Raw genomic sequence first — 16,720 nt, 5'->3', positions numbered from 1 at the left:
TTGTTGGGATTCTGCAAATATGCGTTCTCGGTAGTTTTCTTTGAGCCGAATTTTTACCGGAGCTAAGTCTTGTTTATCTGTCATTGTTTGTTATAACTTCACTTTCCAGATGTGTTTGGTTAATTCTTGCTCGTAATGGTTTTTGCCATAAAATAATTTTGCAAGAGGTCTATTATGAATATCCAAAACTGGATGGCGAGTGTTTTCAGCAGTTTTTGGACTGGCTATCTGTGCAATTAGGTAGTGATTACGCTATTTTACAGATTGATCAAGCACCTGCTCATACAAGTTCTGCAATTGTTTAGCCAGAAAATATTATTCCTCTGTTTCAACCAGCTTCAGCCCCTGAACTCAATCCCATTGAAAGGAAGAAGGCAAGCTCTCAAGAAACCTCTCAAAAATCAACTTTTCTCTTCTTTACAAGCTTTACGCGAGCGCATCCAAGAAATATTCGACCAACTTACATTTGAGCAGGTAATTTCTGTCTCTTCTTATAACTTTATCCTGGAAGCTCTTTTCTATGCAGCTTCATATTAAATTGGTATAACGCTTCAGCAATCTGAATGAGATTCGATTCTTGGGCTATTTTTGGCTTCATGGCAAGACCATCTGGCAGCCAAGAAGCTAAATGGCTGAAATTCTTCCACTCTACATTTGATGATTTTGGACTATGAGTCATACTAAAAAAAGGCTCATAATTCCAGCGATCGCTAACTATATTTCCAAGCAGCCATTTGGCTAAGGAAATAGTTGAAACTGGGTTGACATTATTGGTGAAAACTTATTAGTAGGGAGGTGAAGTCATGAACCAGTCTCATGAGGAAGACAAAAATAAATTCCTTTACCCTCGTGGTCGCTACTACGGACAAGTTAAACCAGAAAACTTAGTATTTAATGCTAACTTGCAAGAATTTGCTCAAAAAGTTGGCATAATCACCAGTTTAGAAAGTAATGGTAAGCTTGACCCCAAAGAGGCTTATCAGCAAATTAAGGAACTTTGGAAACAGTTAAAGCGCAGTAAGAAGGAACTGGGAATTGGTGAGGAGCCATCGGCAACAGCCTGAAGTTATTCTAATTTCGAGGTAATCGCCTCAAACTCATTGCGCCTGAGTGACACCAGATTTAAATTAATGGTCAAGTAACTAATGGCACGCTTGTAAACGTGAAATTATCGCTAGGTCTGGGTGTGGGGGGTTGGGTGTCGGGTGTAGGAAAAAATATTTACCAGTGTGGATGTGAAGACTACCCGCGAATACCATTCACATAACCAGCCGTCAAATCGTTCTGTGGTGAGGTAAAAATCTGTTCTACTGTACCATACTCGATTAATCTTCCCATTTCTGCTTGTACCCAAAACAGGGCAGCGTAATCGCCAATGCGTCTAGCTTGAGCGAGGTTGTGGGTGACAATTACCACTGTGTAACGTCCTCGCAAACTGGCAATTAAATCCTCAACTACCCCACTAGAAATCGGATCGAGGGCACTACAGGGTTCATCAAATAATAAAACTTCTGGTTGCAGAACTAAAGCACGAGCAATACACAAACGCTGCTTTTGTCCGCCAGACAGAGATAAGGCAGAGGTATGAAGTCGATCCTTGACTTCATTCCACAGTCCGACATCTTGAAGTGTGGTTTCAATCAGCCAATCAAGTTTTTCGCGGTTTTTGATCCCGTGTTCTTGTAGTGGAAATGCCAGATTCTTCCAGATTGAGAAGGGGAAAGGATTGGGCTTTTGAAAGATTGTACCCACACGCCGACGTAGGGCGATCGCATCTATCCGATTATTAAGAATTTCTAAACCATCTAAACGAATGCTTCCTACAACTTTGGTATGAGGTATTAAATCAGTCAAGCGATTGAGACAACTCAAAAAACTGGTTTTGCCACAACCAGAAGGCCCCACCAGTGCAGTAATCTTACCTGCTGCGATCGGCATGGTTACGTCTGTAAAAGCAGCTTTTTTGCCATAATATAAACTCAGCTGCTCGGTTTGCATTGAAGGCAGAGATAAGCGAGAATTTTGTCTAAGTTGCGATTTGTTCATTAAGATGTAATCCTCCTACCTAACCAAAATCGGGCTGTCCACGTTGCGATACCATTTACCAGCAACAATAAAATCAACAACACTAAGGCAGAGGCGTAGGCGTTAGCATCCCCACCAGCAACATTCATTGATAAATCGAAAATGTGAATCGATAGCGATCGCCCAGAATCAAGTAATGACTCTGGCATTCGATCTACATAACCACTGGTAAAAATCAGTGCGGCTGTCTCAGCGATCGCTCTGCCAATTCCCAGAACCAAACCCACAACTAATCCAGGTGTCGCTGCTGGTAATAGCAGTTTCCATAATGTGGTAGTGCGTGATAATCCTAAAGCCGCAGCCCCTAATCGATAATCAGCCGGAACACTCCGAAATCCTGCTTCTGTGGAACGAATCAGAATTGGCAACACCATACAAGCCAAAGTCAATCCACCGGACAAAATCGAAAAGCCTAATCCCAAGCGAATCGAGAAAAAGGCGTTACCAAACAAGCCAAAAACAATAGATGGGACTCCCGCCAACACATCCAAACTGCGACGCACTAAACGCCCAAAGACACTTTCAGTGGCTGTAAACTCGGCTAACAGTACGGCAGTACCAACACCAAGGGGGAGAGAAACCGCCATACAAACCCCCAATATCAGACAAGTAGAAATCAGAATCGGGGCAATTCCTCCCTCGCGTCCCGCATTTCGAGGTTCAGTTGTCAAAAATTCCCAGGAAATCTGCCCTACACCGTGCCACACGATATCGCCTAAAATCCAGCAGAAAACGGCGGTGACAAATAAAGCGATCGCCCAAAGCACAAGAGTAGGTAGTAGAAGCGATTTTTTAGCCATAAATGTTTTTCCTGCTTATAACTTCGGCAACGCCTACTAAAGCGGCGATCGCCACCATCAGCAACAAGCCACTGACAAACAGTGCTGAACGGTGATTTCCTGTGGCATAAGCCATTTCTAAAGCAATATTGGCAGTGAGGGTACGAAGGGGGTCAAATAAGCTTGTGGGTATTTGGACGACATTGCCACAAACCATCAAGACTGCCATTGTTTCGCCAATGGCCCGTCCCGTTCCTAAAATCAAACCAGTAAATATACCAGACTTAGCAGCCGTTAAAACAACGCTTCTGATTGTTGCCCAGCGAGAAATTCCTAAAGCGGCTGCACCCTGTAAATACTCAGTCGGGACTTCAGAAAAACTGGCTTGTGCTGTTAAGGCGATCGTTGGCAAAATCATTAATGTCAAAATAGTAATTCCCGCTAGCAGGCTAGCTCCTGGTGGTTGGAGTTTAGCAATCAGTGGCACGAGGACGACCAAACCCCAGAACCCGTAAACTACAGAAGGAATACCTGCCAGTAACTCAATTAACTGCCGATAAAATCCGCCAACCAAAGGAGGAGCATAATACTGACAAAATATTGCCGAGCCAATCCCTAAAGGTGCAGCCAACAGTACAGAACCGAGTGTCACCAACAGACTTCCCCACAGCATCGGCATCAGGTTATATAATCCTTCAGCTGGATGCCAAGAGCGATCGCTGACAAAATGCAACCATCCTACCTGTCGCAGTATTGGCAATGCTTCGAGTAATAAGAATCCGGTAATTAAGACAACAATAATACTTGTGATTAGAGCTAATAACCGTAATATCCACAGGAGAACGATATCACTTTGAGACGGGGACAAAATCTTGCTTTTTAACAATTTCATGGACTTGCGGCGACTGTGCAAACTCAATAAATGCTCGCTCTAACCCTGCCGGCTGAGTTTTAGTAACCAAATTCAGGGGACGGGAAAGTGGAAACTTCCCATTTCGGACATTTTCTGTGGTAGCTGCGACTCCATTTAAAGGCAATAACTTAATCGGATCGCCGTTGTTGATACTAAATTCAGCAGTACCAATAGATACATATCCAATAGCGTTAGGATTACCTGCTACTGTCTTAATGCCTTGCTGATTGTCCCCAATCACAACCGATGATTTGATATCGCTATTCTTGAGTTTGAAGTAGCCAAGAAACAATTCGAGGGTAGAACGTCCCTCAGCTTTGTTGACAACTGTAATCGGTGCATTTTTGCCACTAACTTGTTGCCAGTTGTTAATCTTACCAGTGTAAATATCGATAACTTGTTGATTTGAGAGGGATTTTATGGAATTTTCTTTATGCAAAATAATGCCAATTCCATCGCGGGCAATAGCAAAAGCTTGTAAGTCTTTTTCTTCCTCTTTGAGGCTACGAGATGCCATCCCAATGTTAGCAACGCCTGTACGCGCATCAGCAATACCGCGAGATGAACCTCCTGTTTGCACATCCACTCGTACATCAGGATGCTCTGATTCAAATCGCTTACCAATTTCTGCTGCCAACGGTGCTACTGTACTAGAGCCTGTTAAAACTAACTTTCCCTGTAATTGATTGGTTGGTTGAGTAGCTGTTTTTGAAGATTGTGTACAAGATAATAGTCCCAAGCAAATTGTGAAACCGACAGTAATAAATGCTAGGGTTTTGAGTTGTTTCATCGAAAAATTGCGTCTAAATTTTTATTCAAAACAGAGCAGACAACAGCCTAAATCAATTGCTTTAGCAGTGTTGACCTGTCGAATCGTCGGTACAAAATGATAAAGTACTGCCTTGCCATCTCGTGTCGCCTCCACAAAACCTGCTTCCCGCAAAATTTTTAAATGGTGCGATAACAAACTCTGCTCTAGCTTCAAGACAGCATTCAGTTCTCCGACGTGTTTCGGGCCTTCCATGAGAATTTTCACAACAGATAGACGTGTCGTATCTGCTAAAGCTTTAAGTTGACGGGCGCAAAAGTCTGTAGATGATGCATTTTTAAAGTTCATCACTTATCCTTACTATGGCTTGAATAATTATTGATATGAAAAATTTTTCAAACCTTCTAGAGTCTATCATATTTCTTTTTCCAGAGTGATAGAAAGTGCGGAACGGATCGCACAATTACAGACGATGCATGAATAGCGATCGCAATTCAGATCATGATTCATCGGATTCAAGACGTTTGCCCAAGCTGATAACATCGTCAATAACATATCCCAAACGTTCATAAAATCTAATAACTTCGCTATTTGTAGTCCGCACTAGCAAATTAATTTTCGGACAACCTGCTTCCACAAGGAGTTGTTCGGCTTCTAAAATCATCAACCTTCCAATTCCTTGACCTTTTTTTAATTAAAAGTTAAAAATTAAAAATGTAAAAAGAATAATAATTTTTAATTAATTAATTTGGGGTACAAGCCCCCACTGAATCTTTGATTCAGTGGTCTACAATAAGTGGTGGGTTCAAGCCCCCACTTATTGCAATTTTTAATTAATAATTTTTAATTTTTAATTGGAGCGAAGCGACTTGACGCTGATATTGTGGGGCAACGGCAAGGTAATTTATCCAACCTCGATGCCCCTCATACCCTGCCATAACTGTTGCTATAAGCTCCTGCCCAGTTGTACCTACAAGAAAAAGATGGGGTTGTACACAAAGCTTTCGCTCAATGTCCTTTTTGGGATCATTCCAGGGTCGAGTTAAACCACACCGCATCCATAGGGCAATGACGGCAGACTCATCAGTAAGTTCAAAAGTTCGGATCTCTATGTCCGCCATAGTAATCATGCTATTTGCATAGCATCGCTATGATCACACTACCTTGGTAAACCATCCCGTCGATTTGCGCCCTACACAAAGCATAAGCCAAGAATTAACTAATCATTCTCATAGCAAGAATTGCTATATATTTTTATGCTTGCTTTTTACTCTGGTTCATGAGACTATTAAGCTTCATTAAATACGATAGCTCGACCGATTAACAGTATTTTATTAAAAAGTAGTTCCAGTAACTAAAACAAGCAGTTGGAAATAGAAGAAGTAAAATATCAGCTTAATCTTGAATCAAGAATACCGGAAATTTACAGATTGCTCCAGTAGCAAACACATCAAAAAAGCAATGATTACATGACTTAGCGAAAAACTAACTTTGCCACAACTAAAAGCAACCTGTAAAGCAGTCACAAATCTATACAGAAGACTGATCTAACTTGTTAATGCCTAAGTCTTGGGGGATAAAACTATGACATCATCAAAGACCTCTAACATTCTTGGTCGGCTTGACCCCTTTGAAGTATCAATCAATAAGCGTAACTCCTTTGTTAGCAATGTCTGGCGATTGCGGCACTGGATGGCTCCGTATCGCTGGCGCATTGCGTTAGCTCTGGTGTTTACAATGCTTTCGGCTACATCTGCCGTCTTGATACCAGTCGTAGTGAGCCGGGTGGTAGTAGACGGTATCTTGATGCATAATTACCGGACTGATCTACCAGATTATGGACAAACGGCATTAATCCAATGGTTATCAACCACATTAAACATCGAACAAATAATTGCTGCCATCCTTGTTGGTTTACTTTGGGTACTGCTGTGGTCTGGCTTTGGGTATGCCTTTCGCTCTCAACTGTCTTATGCAGCACTGTTGGGTTTGAGTGACTTGCGCCGCGATTTGTTTGCCCATGTCGAGCATTTGCCATCTGCTTTTTACGATCGGGTTATGGTCGGGCAGGTATTGACCCGGATTACCAACGACATCGAGAGTTTGTCCGAACTTTTGACTGGTGTCGGTGCGTTGGCTGGAGAATTAATTCCATTGGTTGTTGCTGTAAGCGTAATGTTATCTTTGGATGCGATGCTTGCCGTAAAACTATCACCTTTTATGTTGTTTGTGGCGGGTGTAATCGTAATTTTTAGACGTTATTCTAGTTCGATCTATCAAGTCATCCGTAGCACTTTATCGCGTCTCAACGAGCATTTGCACGAACATCTATCAGGTATTGAGATTGTGCAGATGTCCGGGCGAGAAGCACTGAGCTTTCAACAGTACTCTGCTATTAACCAAGCCAATCGGGTAGCTGAGACTAAGGCTATCATGGCAGAGACTGTATACAATCCGATCATCGACAACATATCCTATTTAGCGATCGCTAGTATCTTGTGGTTAGGCGGGCAACACGTACTTAACCAGACTACTACCCTGGGATCGGTCGTGTTGTTCTTGCAATTTAGTGATATGTTGTTCCGTCCAATTGTGGCTTTGGGGGATCAAGCAAATGCGGTGTTTCGAGCGGCGGCAGCTTGCGATCGCATATTCGGGTTGTTGGACTGGAACGAATCTTTGTCCGTGCCGTTGCAACCTGTACCCTTACCTGAAGGTTTGCAAGGTCGAATTGAGTTTCGCGATCTGAATTTTTGTTATGAAAACGGCGAAACAGTTATTCGTCACTTCAGTCTTTCTGTAGCACCAGGAGAAAACATCGCCATAGTCGGGCCCACTGGTTCTGGCAAGACGACATTGACGCGGCTCATCTGTCGTTTTTACGATGTGCCTGAAAATAGCTTATTCATAGATGGCATCGACATCATGCAGATAGATCCTGCACAGATCCGTAAGCGTGTAGGTATCATCTTTCAAGACTTTCATCTTTTCCCTGGTACTGTCTATGACAACATCGCCTTGGGTAATCCAACTATTACGCAGGAAGATGCCCGAAAAGCCGCTGAACTGATACAGACCCTAGATTTCATTGAAGCCTTGCCACTAGGCTTTGATACGGTATTGGAAGACCGTGGCCAAAATCTATCGCAAGGACAACGCCAGTTATTAGCGTTTACTCGTGTCATTGCCTTAAATCCTGAAATTCTGATTCTGGATGAAGCCACTGCTAGTATTGATCCGGAAACTGAAGCTGCTATACAAGCAGCTTTGGTGAAAGTAACAGCCAACAGAACTTCTATCACTATTGCCCACAGATTACAGACTATTCGCCGAGCAGACCGCATTGTGGTTTTAAATCATGGTCAACTAGTGGAGGTAGGAAACCACAAGGAATTAATGCTTCGTAATGGTTTTTATAAAACCCTTTATGAAGCGCAATTGTACAAACGTAGACGTGAAAACACATCATCCCGCCTAACTCAGGATGTCTAAATATTGAAGCAATTTTTCAGAAATACGTTTGGACAAAAAATGAATCTTAACTAAAGTGATTTGCCAACTGTATTAACTTTATTATTTGATTGGGAATTACAAGCTGTAAGTCTTATTAATATAAATTGCTGTGATTGAGTAATTTGACAAAATAATTGCTTTTGTCTAATAGAAATGTTTCTCTATACAGCCAAATTAAACTGATAATAGCTGACCAAGAAAATGAAATCAAATTTACATACTTTAGCTGTGTTACAGCGAATTTTTTACTACTTCAAACCTTATCGTTCCCAGTGGCTAATAGCAGTAATAGCTCTTCTGAGTGTTCATGTTGTTGAAGCTGTCATTCCTATCTATTTAAAAGTCGGTATCGATTTGATTTCAAAACAGGATGAAAATATTTTATTACCGACTCTGGCGATACTTGGTTTGACAGTTGTGCGCTTTGCTATCCTGCACTTTGGTCGTCGCAAAAATGCACTGATTTCAATTTACATATCTTATGATTTACGGCAAGCATTCTATGCACACTTACAAAGGCTTGGTCGTGGCTTCTATGCAAACTATCATTTGGGTGACTTGATTGCACGAGCGACTAATGACATGGAATCCATTCGTCGCTTTTTCCGATCTGGTGTGCATCGATTGGTGAGCCTTATTGGTGTGACGTTGATTGCCCCAATTTTTATGTTACAACAATCGCTCCAGTTGACATTGTTGCTCCTTCCTTTGTTAGTAGTAATAGTTGTTAACGGCTGGTATTTAGCTGGGCGTATTTTATTGGCATCGGCAGCGGTACAAGCGGGTTTTGGTAAGTTGACAGAAACAGTACAACAAAACCTCAAGGGTATCCGTACCATTCAGTCTCATGCCCAGGAACAGCGTGAGATTAACCATTTTACAGGCGTGTCAAATTGTTATGCGCTAGCTCATCAAAAGTTGATCAATTTGAACGCTATTCTCACTGCCTCCATTGTGCTGGGTAGTGGTTTGATGACCTTAATCGTTGTTGGTGTGGGTGGTAAGCAAGTCTTAGCTGGGCAAATCAGTGTTGGCACGCTGACAGCTTTCATCTTTTATTTAGCAATGATTTTGGGGGTGATCAAGGAAAGTAGTTTTGTTATGTATGCTTTGCTCAATGCTACTACTGCTGCAACCAGAGTATTTGAGATTATGGATGAAAAGCCAGAGATTGAAGATGTCCCAACAGGCTTATCAGCCCAGCCGATCAATGGCGAAATTGCAGTTGAAAATCTATTGTATAGTTACCCAGTTAGTGCTGGGCTGCCATCGCGTCTGGTTCTAGAACACATATCCCTGAGTATCAGCCCTGGCGAAATGATTGCTATTATCGGTCGTGTAGGCTCTGGTAAATCTACCTTGTTGCGACTGCTGGCCAGGCAATTGGAGCCTAATAGTGGACAAATCAAATTGGATGGGCAAGATTTAAAAGACGTTCCACTGAATCACTTGCGTCAGAATCTGTCATTTGTACCCCAAGATGCTTTCTTATTTGCAGCACCAATTTCAGAAAATATTTCATTCGATAAGCCAGATCGACCACCCGAATCTATTTGGCAGGCTGCTCGATATGCACAGCTTGAAGCAACAATTAACAAATTTAGTGCAGGTTTATCCACATTGATTGGCGAGCGTGGGGTAACTTTATCAGGTGGACAGAAACAAAGAACCAGCCTAGCTCGTGGGCTGATTCGCCAGACCCCCATCTTGCTGTTAGACGATTGTTTTTCTGCATTAGATACTAAAACTGAGGCTTTAGTTCTATCGCAATTGCGAGCGATCAGGAATGGACTTACTACAGTATTAGTTTCTCACCGTTTGTTGGCGACACGTTATGTAGATAGGATATACGTACTTGAGCAAGGGCATATCGTGGAAGCTGGCAGCCATAACGAACTAATTGCCCAGGATGGTTATTACGCCAAGCTAGTTAGTATGCAAGACGAAGCTTGAACTGTTGTGGCTCAAACTCAACCGCCCATCCCTCGCCCCCAAAAGACATTCCACCGTCAGCCTGACCCCACCGCCGCCAACCCCGTCAGCAACCGCCCCCGATAGAACTCCTGCTGTAACTCTGGGGAATTTCCGGTAAGCAACCGGCTGGATCAAAGCCCGAAACGTCGTAGCCAAGGGCGCTATTCAGGCTGGCAATCCCACTGTCATAATGTACTAGACTGTCCAAATGTTCACGCTTGGCACGCGCCTGTGCGACGGTTTCCCCCACGATGACTAAAGCACCTGGAAGGATTTTTATACTGTCTGGGTCACGTCCAATTGCCCGCGCCCGTCTCTATGTATGCTGACCGGGTGCATGAATGCACCCAGTTTTAATTGCTTCGATTTGCTCATCTTAAATGGGTTATTAGTGAATACAAGTCTTTAAGTATGGGAAAGACAGCCAATCGGGCGATCGCAAAGCCGTCGTAACCTTTACTACCCAAATTTTCTTGGGTCATATAGTAATTCTTTTTTGTTAATTTCCTTCGCGTTCTGTTTTGGAGTATGTCGAACGTATCTACATACTTCAGCCTCGATCTTTAGTCTTTCAATAAGGCTGAGGTATGTCCCCACTGTCCAGTAAAGACAAATTCCTTCAACGGCTTGCGGACACGGGGAGCCTGTTCACGATCGCGTAGTCCATCAGGGAGGCTTTGGGGATCGCCAGGATAACCAACTGTCACCACAGTTGCAGGCTCATAGTTTTCTGGAATTTGGTATATTTCTCTCGCGGTATCTCCATTAAATCCTGCTATTTGATGGGCAAATAAACCTAGAGAAGTTGCCTGAAGGATCAGGTTTTCTAAAGCCAGTCCGACATCATGAAATGCGTGTCTGTTTGTTTTCCCGTCGTCAGTAAGGATTTTAGCGACTGCAAGTATCAGTACTGGAGCGTTTTTCGCCCATCCTTGATTAAACTCAACCAAGGTACTAAGTAGACGATTGTATTCTGTTGAGTCATCTTTGGTGGCAACAATAAAGCTCCAAGGCTGATGATTGTAAGAAGAAGGTGCCCAACGAGCTGCTTCTAGCAATGAGAGTAGTTTATCCTGCTCAACTGAGCGATCGGCAAAAGCTCTAGGACTCCAACGACTCTGGATCAAGTCATGAACAGGGTATTGTGTTTGGGCAAGTTTCTGCGTCATTTTAATGAATTTCCTTATCGATACTCAGTAAGTTGTCAATTGAAGGAGGCAGGAGGCAGAAGGCAGGAGGCAGAGGGCAGAGGGCAGAAGGTAGGAGGCAGGAGGCAGGAGGCAGAAGGCAGAAGGCAGAAGGTTTTATTAATAAGGGGATTCAGACGATTCAGACCCCTCCTTAATAAGAGCGACCAAATTTTTAATTTGGTCGGGGTTTTAAACCCAAGTTCCCTTTAGTCACAGGCTTTAGTTAGGAGTCAGAATTCCCTTCTGCCTTCTGCCTCCTGCCCTCTGCCTTTCTTTGATAACTAGGATTAAGAAACGGAAACTTTTAGCCTTTTTTTTTTAAACTTAGCAAAGCTAACAATCTAGGCTTTCATTGATTTTTAGATGTAAATAGTGAGCCAGCATGAGCAATCCAGCATTGCAGGAGAGAAACAACTTTGTTGATTAATTGTATAATACGGTAAATTTATCGATTTATAGTACTATGTTTTCAGTGGCGATCGCTTCCTTTGATATATTGCATTTATTTCTCCATGCCCATTGACTATTTAGCGTGAAGGATTAACCCGTGGTCAAACTAATTTTACCGATAGAACTTACTGCCGAGATTGAGCCACACTTACCATCGGATACAAAATTTGTGCGGGTAGATAGTGATGGTAATTTTGATGGTGATGCTAGTGATGCGGAAATTTATCTCAATGGGTTCAAATTGAAGCCAACCACTCTACACAAGGTGCTGACAGCTGCTCCTGGAATACGTTGGCAACAGACTCCTAGTGCTGGTGTAAATCACATTTTGACACCGATTTTTCTCGAACACGATATTACTCTGACTAATGGCGCGGGGGTTCATGCAATTCCGATTTCGGAATTTGTCTTAAGTTTGATCCTCTATCACGCCAAGCAGTTACGGCAATTGCAAGCAGATCACGATCAACGCAAATGGGAAAAAAGCTGGTTAGTACTACCAGAGTTAGCAAATTCAACTGTGTTAATTCTTGGGACTGGAAACATAGGTCAGGCGATCGCAGCTCGTATTAAACCATTTGGGGCGAGAGTTTGGGGTGGTCGTCGTCGTCCTGAACCTCTACCAAATTTTGATAAAATCGTCGGCACAAATGAATGGCACGCATTGTTGCCAGAAGTTGACTATATAATTGTGGCGACACCTCTAACACCAGAAACCAAAGCTTTAATTGATGAAGCTGTACTGCGATCGCTACCCAGTCATGCTTATTTAATTAATGTCGGTCGCGGTGCAGTTGTAGATGAATCAGCATTAACTAAGGCTCTCACTGAAGGCTGGATTGCAGGTGCAGGATTAGACACAGTTTCTATTGAACCCCTACCGCCAGAAAGCCCTCTATGGTCGTTGCCTAATCTCTTTATTACACCCCATACTTCCGCAATTTCCCCAGCATTAAAAGGACGCATTACAAACCTGTTCCTTGATAACTTAGAGCGTTACCGAGGCAATAAGCCTTTACGGAATGTAGTCAATAAGGAAGCAGGATACTAAACAAATTTATACAGCGATGATATGAATACAAAAACTTTTCAAGTCTCGGCAGCACAGAGTGTAATTACCACTGATGTCTTAGTTCTGGGTGGCGGGCCGGCTGGCACTTGGGCAGCACTTTCAGCAGCAAAGCAAGGTGCCCGTGTCGTCCTAGCAGATAAGGGGTATTGCGGTACATCAGGAGCAACAGCTCCATCCAATACTGGCGCATGGTATCTTCCCAAAGGCGCAGAACGTGATGCAGAAATTGAGCGTCGGCTGTCTCGCTCATCAGGACTTGCCGATCGCCGTTGGTTGCAGCGTGTGATTGAGCAGGCACAAATAGGTTTAGATGATTTAGGGGATAACGGCTATCCTTTCCCTTTTGATGAGCAGGGCAATCCCTACCGTGCTAACTTGCGCGGGCCAGATTATATGCGCTTCATGCGCCAAAGAGCGATCGCAGCTGGTGTAAGCATTCTTGACCATCATCCCGCACTCGAACTACTTTGGGCCGATGGTGCGATCGCAGGTGCAGCAGGTATTCATCCGCGCACTGGGAATCGCTGGGAAGTCAGAGCAGGTGCGGTTGTGCTGGCGACTGGCGGATGCGCTTTTCTGTCTCATGCACTAGGTTGCGATGGTAATACTGGTGATGGTTATCTCATGGCAGCAGAGGCAGGAGTCAGGCTATCTGGAATGGAATTTTCCTCGCAATATGGCTTGTCACCTGCTCATACTTCCGTGACCAAGGGATTGACCTTTACCTTCGCCAGTTTTTATTTGGAGGATGGCTCTCCCTTACCGGAAACTGGGGAAGACCGAGCTGTACGTATTGCACGCCAGTTGGTTGCGGGTGAAAAAGTGTATGCCCTAATGAATCGCGGCAACTCTATCGAACATGAATGGTTGCGCCAAGGTCAACCTAACTGCTTTCTACCATTTGAGAGGATTGGTTTAGATCCATTCCAGCAACCCTTTCCAGTGACACTACGCTCCGAAGGAACTGTTCGCGGCGTAGGTGGACTGGAAATCATCAACAATGATTGCGCTACAAAAGTGCCCGGACTTTATGCCGCCGGTGATGCAGCCTCTCGGGAAAATCTTACAGGGGCAGTTTCAGGAGGGGGAAGCCCGAATGCATCTTGGGCGATCGCTAGTGGGACTTGGAGTGGTCGCGCAGCAGCACTTTTTGCTGCCTCTTTAGGCGACAAAGCCGGGACACGCTTGGTTCGTGGTTTAGGTCAAGCAGGTTTGCGTCCCCGTAAACAGCCGCTAGAAGATGAGCTAATATCGGAAGCGATTAGTGCTGTTCAGGCTGAAACCTTGCCGCTTGATGTTAATTTCTTTCGTTCTGGAGCGAGGATAGGGCTGTCACGTCAACGTTTGGATGCAGTATGGGCAGATATTAGCGATTATCTAGTAGGTGAAGGTCGCAATGCTCTACGCGCACGGGAAGCTGCGGCGATGGCGGCCACAGCTCGCTGGATCTGGGCGAGTGCGGATGCACGTAAAGAAAGTAGAGGAATGCACCGACGCACAGATTTTACAAAAACTGACGTGCAACAAACAAGAAGAATATTTACCAGTGGTATCGATGATGTTGTGGTTGTCGCAGAAAATCAGTTGCAAGAGGTAGCATAATGATTGAAATTGTTAATAGCGATCGCTGTATCGGCTGTGATATCTGCGTAAAAGTTTGTCCGCGCGATGTCTTTGATTCTGGAGACGATGGAATAGCTGTAATTGCTCGTAAATCAGATTGTCAGACTTGTTTTTTGTGCGAGTTGTATTGCCCTGTTGATGCGCTTTATGTGTCGCCTTATGCCGAACTGGATGATGAGGTTAATACAGAACAGTTAATTACCCAAAACTTGCTGGGTAGTTACACCCGTAACATGGGTTGGCATCATGGCAAAATGGGAGGCACTGACAAAGATCCAACTCAACAACTTAGAATTTTGAACAGGGCGAGACAGGATAATGCAAGATTGAATGAAACATAAGCAGCAGGGTTTTAACCTCTTTCGCGGAATTCCCCACACAGTTTACGTGCTGGCGAACTTTAGGCAAAAAGAGGTAAGGGACTTACGTGAAAATAAAGTACCAGTAAACCCAATACGGTTCGGTTAAGGTTTTTTGATGAAAATTCTCAAGCACAAAGACGCGATTTATCGCGTCTCTTGCCTTAACCGAACAGTAAGTATTGCCAGTAAACCGAGTTTCGACACTTCAATTACGCTCAGTGCATCGCTGCGCTCAACTCTCGACGCCTGAGGGTTGAGCGCAGTCGAAACCCGGTTGATTGGGACACTATTAACTCAAGGCTTTTAACCCGTGTAGGCGGGTTTTGCTTGTGTAGCCGTGACTTCCAGTCGCCTGGTGCAAGATTACTTTATGAAAAAAGTGAAGGTTTAAAACCTCGCCCGCAAGTGGCGCGAAACAGTCCTTGTATCCCAAGGTAGGTACAAACCCCGCCCCTAGCGTCGGGCTTGATTCAATTGCGAATTGCGTTAGCGGAGCGGGGCGTTAGCCCATTGCGAATTGCGAATTGGTTTCATGGGCGATTTCCAGATGGGTGCTGATGCCCTAGTATAGGATGGGGCGTGTAAGGTTCCTCTAAAAATTTGCGCTCTTCATCAGAAAGCTCTAAATCCACCGCCTCCACAGCCTCTTTAAGATGTTCTATCTTACTAGCGCCAATTATCGGAGATGTCACACCTGGTTGATGCAATAGCCAAGCTAAGGCAATTTGTGTGGGTTTCACACCCCGTTTTCCGGCTAATTCAACTACGCGATCGACTACTTTAAAATCTGAATCTTGATAGTAGAGATTGTGAGCAAATTCATCAGTTTTTGCCCGCAGTGTTTGGCCATGGTCTGACTTACTGCGATTCCCTGCTAAAAAGCCCCGCGCCAAGGGACTCCAAGGAATAATCCCAATCCCTTGATCTAAAGCTAAGGGTATTACTTCTCGTTCTTCTTCCCGATAAACTAGGTTGTAGTGATTTTGAATTGATACAAAACGAGTCCAGCCGTGAATGTCTGCTGTATAAAGAGCTTTAGCAAACTGCCATGCGTAAACACTAGAAATTCCTAAGTAACGGACTTTACCTGCTTTGACAATATCATGCAGTGCTTCTAGGGTTTCTTCAATTGGTGTTTCATAGTCCCAACGGTGAATTTGGTACAAGTCTACATAATCAGTCTGTAGCCGCCGCAAAGAAGCATCAATGCTGTCAAAAATATGTTTGCGAGATAGTCCTCGGTCATTAGGCCCATCGCCGACTTTGCCATGTACTTTAGTAGCAATCACAACTTGATCTCGTTTAGCAAAGTCTTTCAGCGCTCGTCCAACAATTTCTTCACTAGCACCCAAGGAATAGACATCGGCGGTATCAAAGAAATTAATCCCCAATTCCAAAGCCAGTTTGATAAATGGACGACTTTCTTCTTCTTCTAATGCCCATTCGCGCAATTTACGCAAACCATAAGTCATCGTACCTAGTGTAATACGCGATACTTTGAGTCCAGTTTTACCAAGATTTACATATTTCGTCATACGGTTTGCTCTACTTTTTGTTGGGATGCTTAATGGTTGTGATATTTCTATAGCCTTTTGACATTGATTTGCCTAGAGTATTGCAGAGCTATAAGCATTGCTTTGCAAAAGCTAGGATGAAAATACTATATATCAATCGACTTGCCGGAGTTAACAGCTATAATATTAAGAATTGCATATAAATGAGAAATATGGAACAGGAAATCAGGAAATATTTGGCAGAGAGGGCTGTTGGTAAAATCTCTCGGATCTGTAAAGCGATCGCCACCGTGAATCCAACCAGGGCTGCGGCGAAACCTCATAGTTCAAATAGTGTATACTTTTCAAATTTCAAGAAACTTTTTTAATATAGTTCTCTTTATCGATAGATTTAGAGTATTTGAAAATAATTAAGGCTATAATTCCCTGAATAAATTGTTATTTTAGTTAAATTAAATACCCGGATACTATTAGTA

The 16,720-nt window shown here is 43.5% G+C and carries 18 protein-coding genes; 6 read left to right on the top strand and 12 right to left on the bottom strand.

Features of this window, described 5'->3' with window-relative positions:
- Positions 1–499: 499 nt before the first annotated feature.
- Positions 500–679, bottom strand: a complete 180-nt coding sequence (locus GNF10_RS27050; protein ID WP_185592907.1) for a hypothetical protein — start codon at positions 677–679, stop codon at positions 500–502.
- A gap of 124 nt (positions 680–803) precedes the next feature.
- Here GNF10_RS27050 and GNF10_RS27045 point away from each other — a divergent pair, with 124 nt between their 5' ends.
- A complete protein-coding gene (locus tag GNF10_RS27045) occupies positions 804–1,064 on the top strand; it encodes a hypothetical protein (protein ID WP_185584297.1) in 261 nt (86 codons plus the stop codon).
- Positions 1,065–1,242: 178 nt separating this feature from the next.
- Here the strand turns inward: GNF10_RS27045 and GNF10_RS27040 are convergent, their stop codons facing one another.
- The 7 genes from GNF10_RS27040 to GNF10_RS27010 all read right to left on the bottom strand — a co-directional run bounded on the left by GNF10_RS27040 (position 1,243) and on the right by GNF10_RS27010 (position 5,667).
- A complete protein-coding gene (locus tag GNF10_RS27040; protein WP_185584295.1) occupies positions 1,243–2,046 on the bottom strand; it encodes a phosphate ABC transporter ATP-binding protein in 804 nt (267 codons plus the stop codon).
- Complete coding sequence (pstA, locus tag GNF10_RS27035) at positions 2,046–2,885, bottom strand: phosphate ABC transporter permease PstA (protein ID WP_185584293.1); 840 nt, start codon at positions 2,883–2,885, stop codon at positions 2,046–2,048. The genes GNF10_RS27040 and pstA overlap by 1 nt, the downstream gene beginning before the upstream one ends.
- Positions 2,878–3,732, bottom strand: coding sequence for a phosphate ABC transporter permease subunit PstC (gene pstC / locus GNF10_RS27030; RefSeq protein ID WP_260446171.1), 855 nt, complete (start codon positions 3,730–3,732; stop codon positions 2,878–2,880). The genes pstA and pstC overlap by 8 nt, the downstream gene beginning before the upstream one ends.
- The gene (locus GNF10_RS27025; RefSeq protein WP_185584288.1) at positions 3,713–4,567 is read right to left on the bottom strand and encodes a phosphate ABC transporter substrate-binding protein; all 855 of its coding nucleotides are present in this window, start codon (positions 4,565–4,567) and stop codon (positions 3,713–3,715) included. Before GNF10_RS27025 ends, pstC begins: the two co-directional genes overlap by 20 nt.
- A 21-nt stretch (positions 4,568–4,588) precedes the next feature.
- On the bottom strand, positions 4,589–4,894 hold the full coding sequence (locus GNF10_RS27020; protein ID WP_185584286.1) for a helix-turn-helix transcriptional regulator: 306 nt from the start codon (positions 4,892–4,894) through the stop codon (positions 4,589–4,591).
- Positions 4,895–5,045: 151 nt separating this feature from the next.
- Entirely contained in the window at positions 5,046–5,222 is a 177-nt protein-coding gene (locus tag GNF10_RS27015) for a GNAT family N-acetyltransferase (protein ID WP_185592908.1), read from the bottom strand.
- A 157-nt stretch (positions 5,223–5,379) separates the two neighbouring features.
- Complete coding sequence (locus tag GNF10_RS27010; RefSeq protein WP_185585143.1) at positions 5,380–5,667, bottom strand: GNAT family N-acetyltransferase; 288 nt, start codon at positions 5,665–5,667, stop codon at positions 5,380–5,382.
- A gap of 463 nt (positions 5,668–6,130) precedes the next feature.
- Between GNF10_RS27010 and GNF10_RS27005 the strand changes: the two genes are divergently transcribed.
- Positions 6,131–8,038: an ABC transporter ATP-binding protein gene (locus GNF10_RS27005; protein WP_185585144.1), complete on the top strand. Its 1,908-nt coding sequence runs from the start codon at positions 6,131–6,133 to the stop codon at positions 8,036–8,038.
- Positions 8,039–8,260: 222 nt separating this feature from the next.
- The gene (locus GNF10_RS27000; RefSeq protein ID WP_185585145.1) at positions 8,261–10,012 is read left to right on the top strand and encodes an ABC transporter ATP-binding protein; all 1,752 of its coding nucleotides are present in this window, start codon (positions 8,261–8,263) and stop codon (positions 10,010–10,012) included.
- Between the two features lie 85 nt (positions 10,013–10,097).
- Here GNF10_RS27000 and GNF10_RS26995 read toward each other — a convergent pair whose 3' ends face one another.
- Complete coding sequence (locus GNF10_RS26995) at positions 10,098–10,283, bottom strand: hypothetical protein (protein ID WP_260446055.1); 186 nt, start codon at positions 10,281–10,283, stop codon at positions 10,098–10,100.
- A 313-nt stretch (positions 10,284–10,596) separates the two neighbouring features.
- The gene (locus tag GNF10_RS26990; protein ID WP_185585146.1) at positions 10,597–11,202 is read right to left on the bottom strand and encodes a nitroreductase family protein; all 606 of its coding nucleotides are present in this window, start codon (positions 11,200–11,202) and stop codon (positions 10,597–10,599) included.
- A gap of 568 nt (positions 11,203–11,770) precedes the next feature.
- Here GNF10_RS26990 and GNF10_RS26985 point away from each other — a divergent pair.
- From GNF10_RS26985 to GNF10_RS26975, 3 genes are read left to right on the top strand one after another with little or no spacing between them, the layout of a single operon-like run.
- Complete coding sequence (locus tag GNF10_RS26985) at positions 11,771–12,724, top strand: D-2-hydroxyacid dehydrogenase (RefSeq protein ID WP_185585147.1); 954 nt, start codon at positions 11,771–11,773, stop codon at positions 12,722–12,724.
- Between the two features lie 21 nt (positions 12,725–12,745).
- A complete protein-coding gene (locus GNF10_RS26980) occupies positions 12,746–14,347 on the top strand; it encodes an FAD-dependent oxidoreductase (protein WP_185585148.1) in 1,602 nt (533 codons plus the stop codon).
- Positions 14,347–14,709: a ferredoxin family protein gene (locus GNF10_RS26975; RefSeq protein ID WP_185585149.1), complete on the top strand. Its 363-nt coding sequence runs from the start codon at positions 14,347–14,349 to the stop codon at positions 14,707–14,709. Before GNF10_RS26980 ends, GNF10_RS26975 begins: the two co-directional genes overlap by 1 nt.
- A 551-nt stretch (positions 14,710–15,260) precedes the next feature.
- Here GNF10_RS26975 and GNF10_RS26970 read toward each other — a convergent pair.
- Both GNF10_RS26970 and GNF10_RS26965 read right to left on the bottom strand, forming a co-directional pair.
- Complete coding sequence (locus GNF10_RS26970) at positions 15,261–16,265, bottom strand: aldo/keto reductase (protein WP_185585150.1); 1,005 nt, start codon at positions 16,263–16,265, stop codon at positions 15,261–15,263.
- A 125-nt stretch (positions 16,266–16,390) separates the two neighbouring features.
- Positions 16,391–16,567, bottom strand: coding sequence for a hypothetical protein (locus GNF10_RS26965; RefSeq protein WP_185585151.1), 177 nt, complete (start codon positions 16,565–16,567; stop codon positions 16,391–16,393).
- Positions 16,568–16,720: the final 153 nt, after the last annotated feature.

The organism is Nostoc sp. UCD121 (assembly GCF_014222285.1).
Lineage (GTDB): Bacteria > Cyanobacteriota > Cyanobacteriia > Cyanobacteriales > Nostocaceae > Nostoc.
The sequence above is the reverse complement of the archived record's forward strand: the minus strand, read 5'-3'. Positions and strand labels throughout refer to the sequence as shown.

What these genes read in the sequence shown, in the direction of transcription:
- GNF10_RS27050 (WP_185592907.1), bottom strand. Translation starts at nt 679, where the DNA reads ATGACTCATAGTCCAAAATCATCAAATGTAGAGTGGAAGAATTTCAGC.
- GNF10_RS27045 (WP_185584297.1), top strand. Translation starts at nt 804, where the DNA reads ATGAACCAGTCTCATGAGGAAGACAAAAATAAATTCCTTTACCCTCGT.
- GNF10_RS27040 (WP_185584295.1), bottom strand. Translation starts at nt 2,046, where the DNA reads ATGAACAAATCGCAACTTAGACAAAATTCTCGCTTATCTCTGCCTTCA.
- pstA (WP_185584293.1), bottom strand. Translation starts at nt 2,885, where the DNA reads ATGGCTAAAAAATCGCTTCTACTACCTACTCTTGTGCTTTGGGCGATC.
- GNF10_RS27025 (WP_185584288.1), bottom strand. Translation starts at nt 4,567, where the DNA reads ATGAAACAACTCAAAACCCTAGCATTTATTACTGTCGGTTTCACAATT.
- GNF10_RS27020 (WP_185584286.1), bottom strand. Translation starts at nt 4,894, where the DNA reads ATGAACTTTAAAAATGCATCATCTACAGACTTTTGCGCCCGTCAACTT.
- GNF10_RS27010 (WP_185585143.1), bottom strand. Translation starts at nt 5,667, where the DNA reads ATGGCGGACATAGAGATCCGAACTTTTGAACTTACTGATGAGTCTGCC.
- GNF10_RS27005 (WP_185585144.1), top strand. Translation starts at nt 6,131, where the DNA reads ATGACATCATCAAAGACCTCTAACATTCTTGGTCGGCTTGACCCCTTT.
- GNF10_RS27000 (WP_185585145.1), top strand. Translation starts at nt 8,261, where the DNA reads ATGAAATCAAATTTACATACTTTAGCTGTGTTACAGCGAATTTTTTAC.
- GNF10_RS26990 (WP_185585146.1), bottom strand. Translation starts at nt 11,202, where the DNA reads ATGACGCAGAAACTTGCCCAAACACAATACCCTGTTCATGACTTGATC.
- GNF10_RS26980 (WP_185585148.1), top strand. Translation starts at nt 12,746, where the DNA reads ATGAATACAAAAACTTTTCAAGTCTCGGCAGCACAGAGTGTAATTACC.
- GNF10_RS26975 (WP_185585149.1), top strand. Translation starts at nt 14,347, where the DNA reads ATGATTGAAATTGTTAATAGCGATCGCTGTATCGGCTGTGATATCTGC.
- GNF10_RS26970 (WP_185585150.1), bottom strand. Translation starts at nt 16,265, where the DNA reads ATGACGAAATATGTAAATCTTGGTAAAACTGGACTCAAAGTATCGCGT.
- GNF10_RS26965 (WP_185585151.1), bottom strand. Translation starts at nt 16,567, where the DNA reads ATGAGGTTTCGCCGCAGCCCTGGTTGGATTCACGGTGGCGATCGCTTT.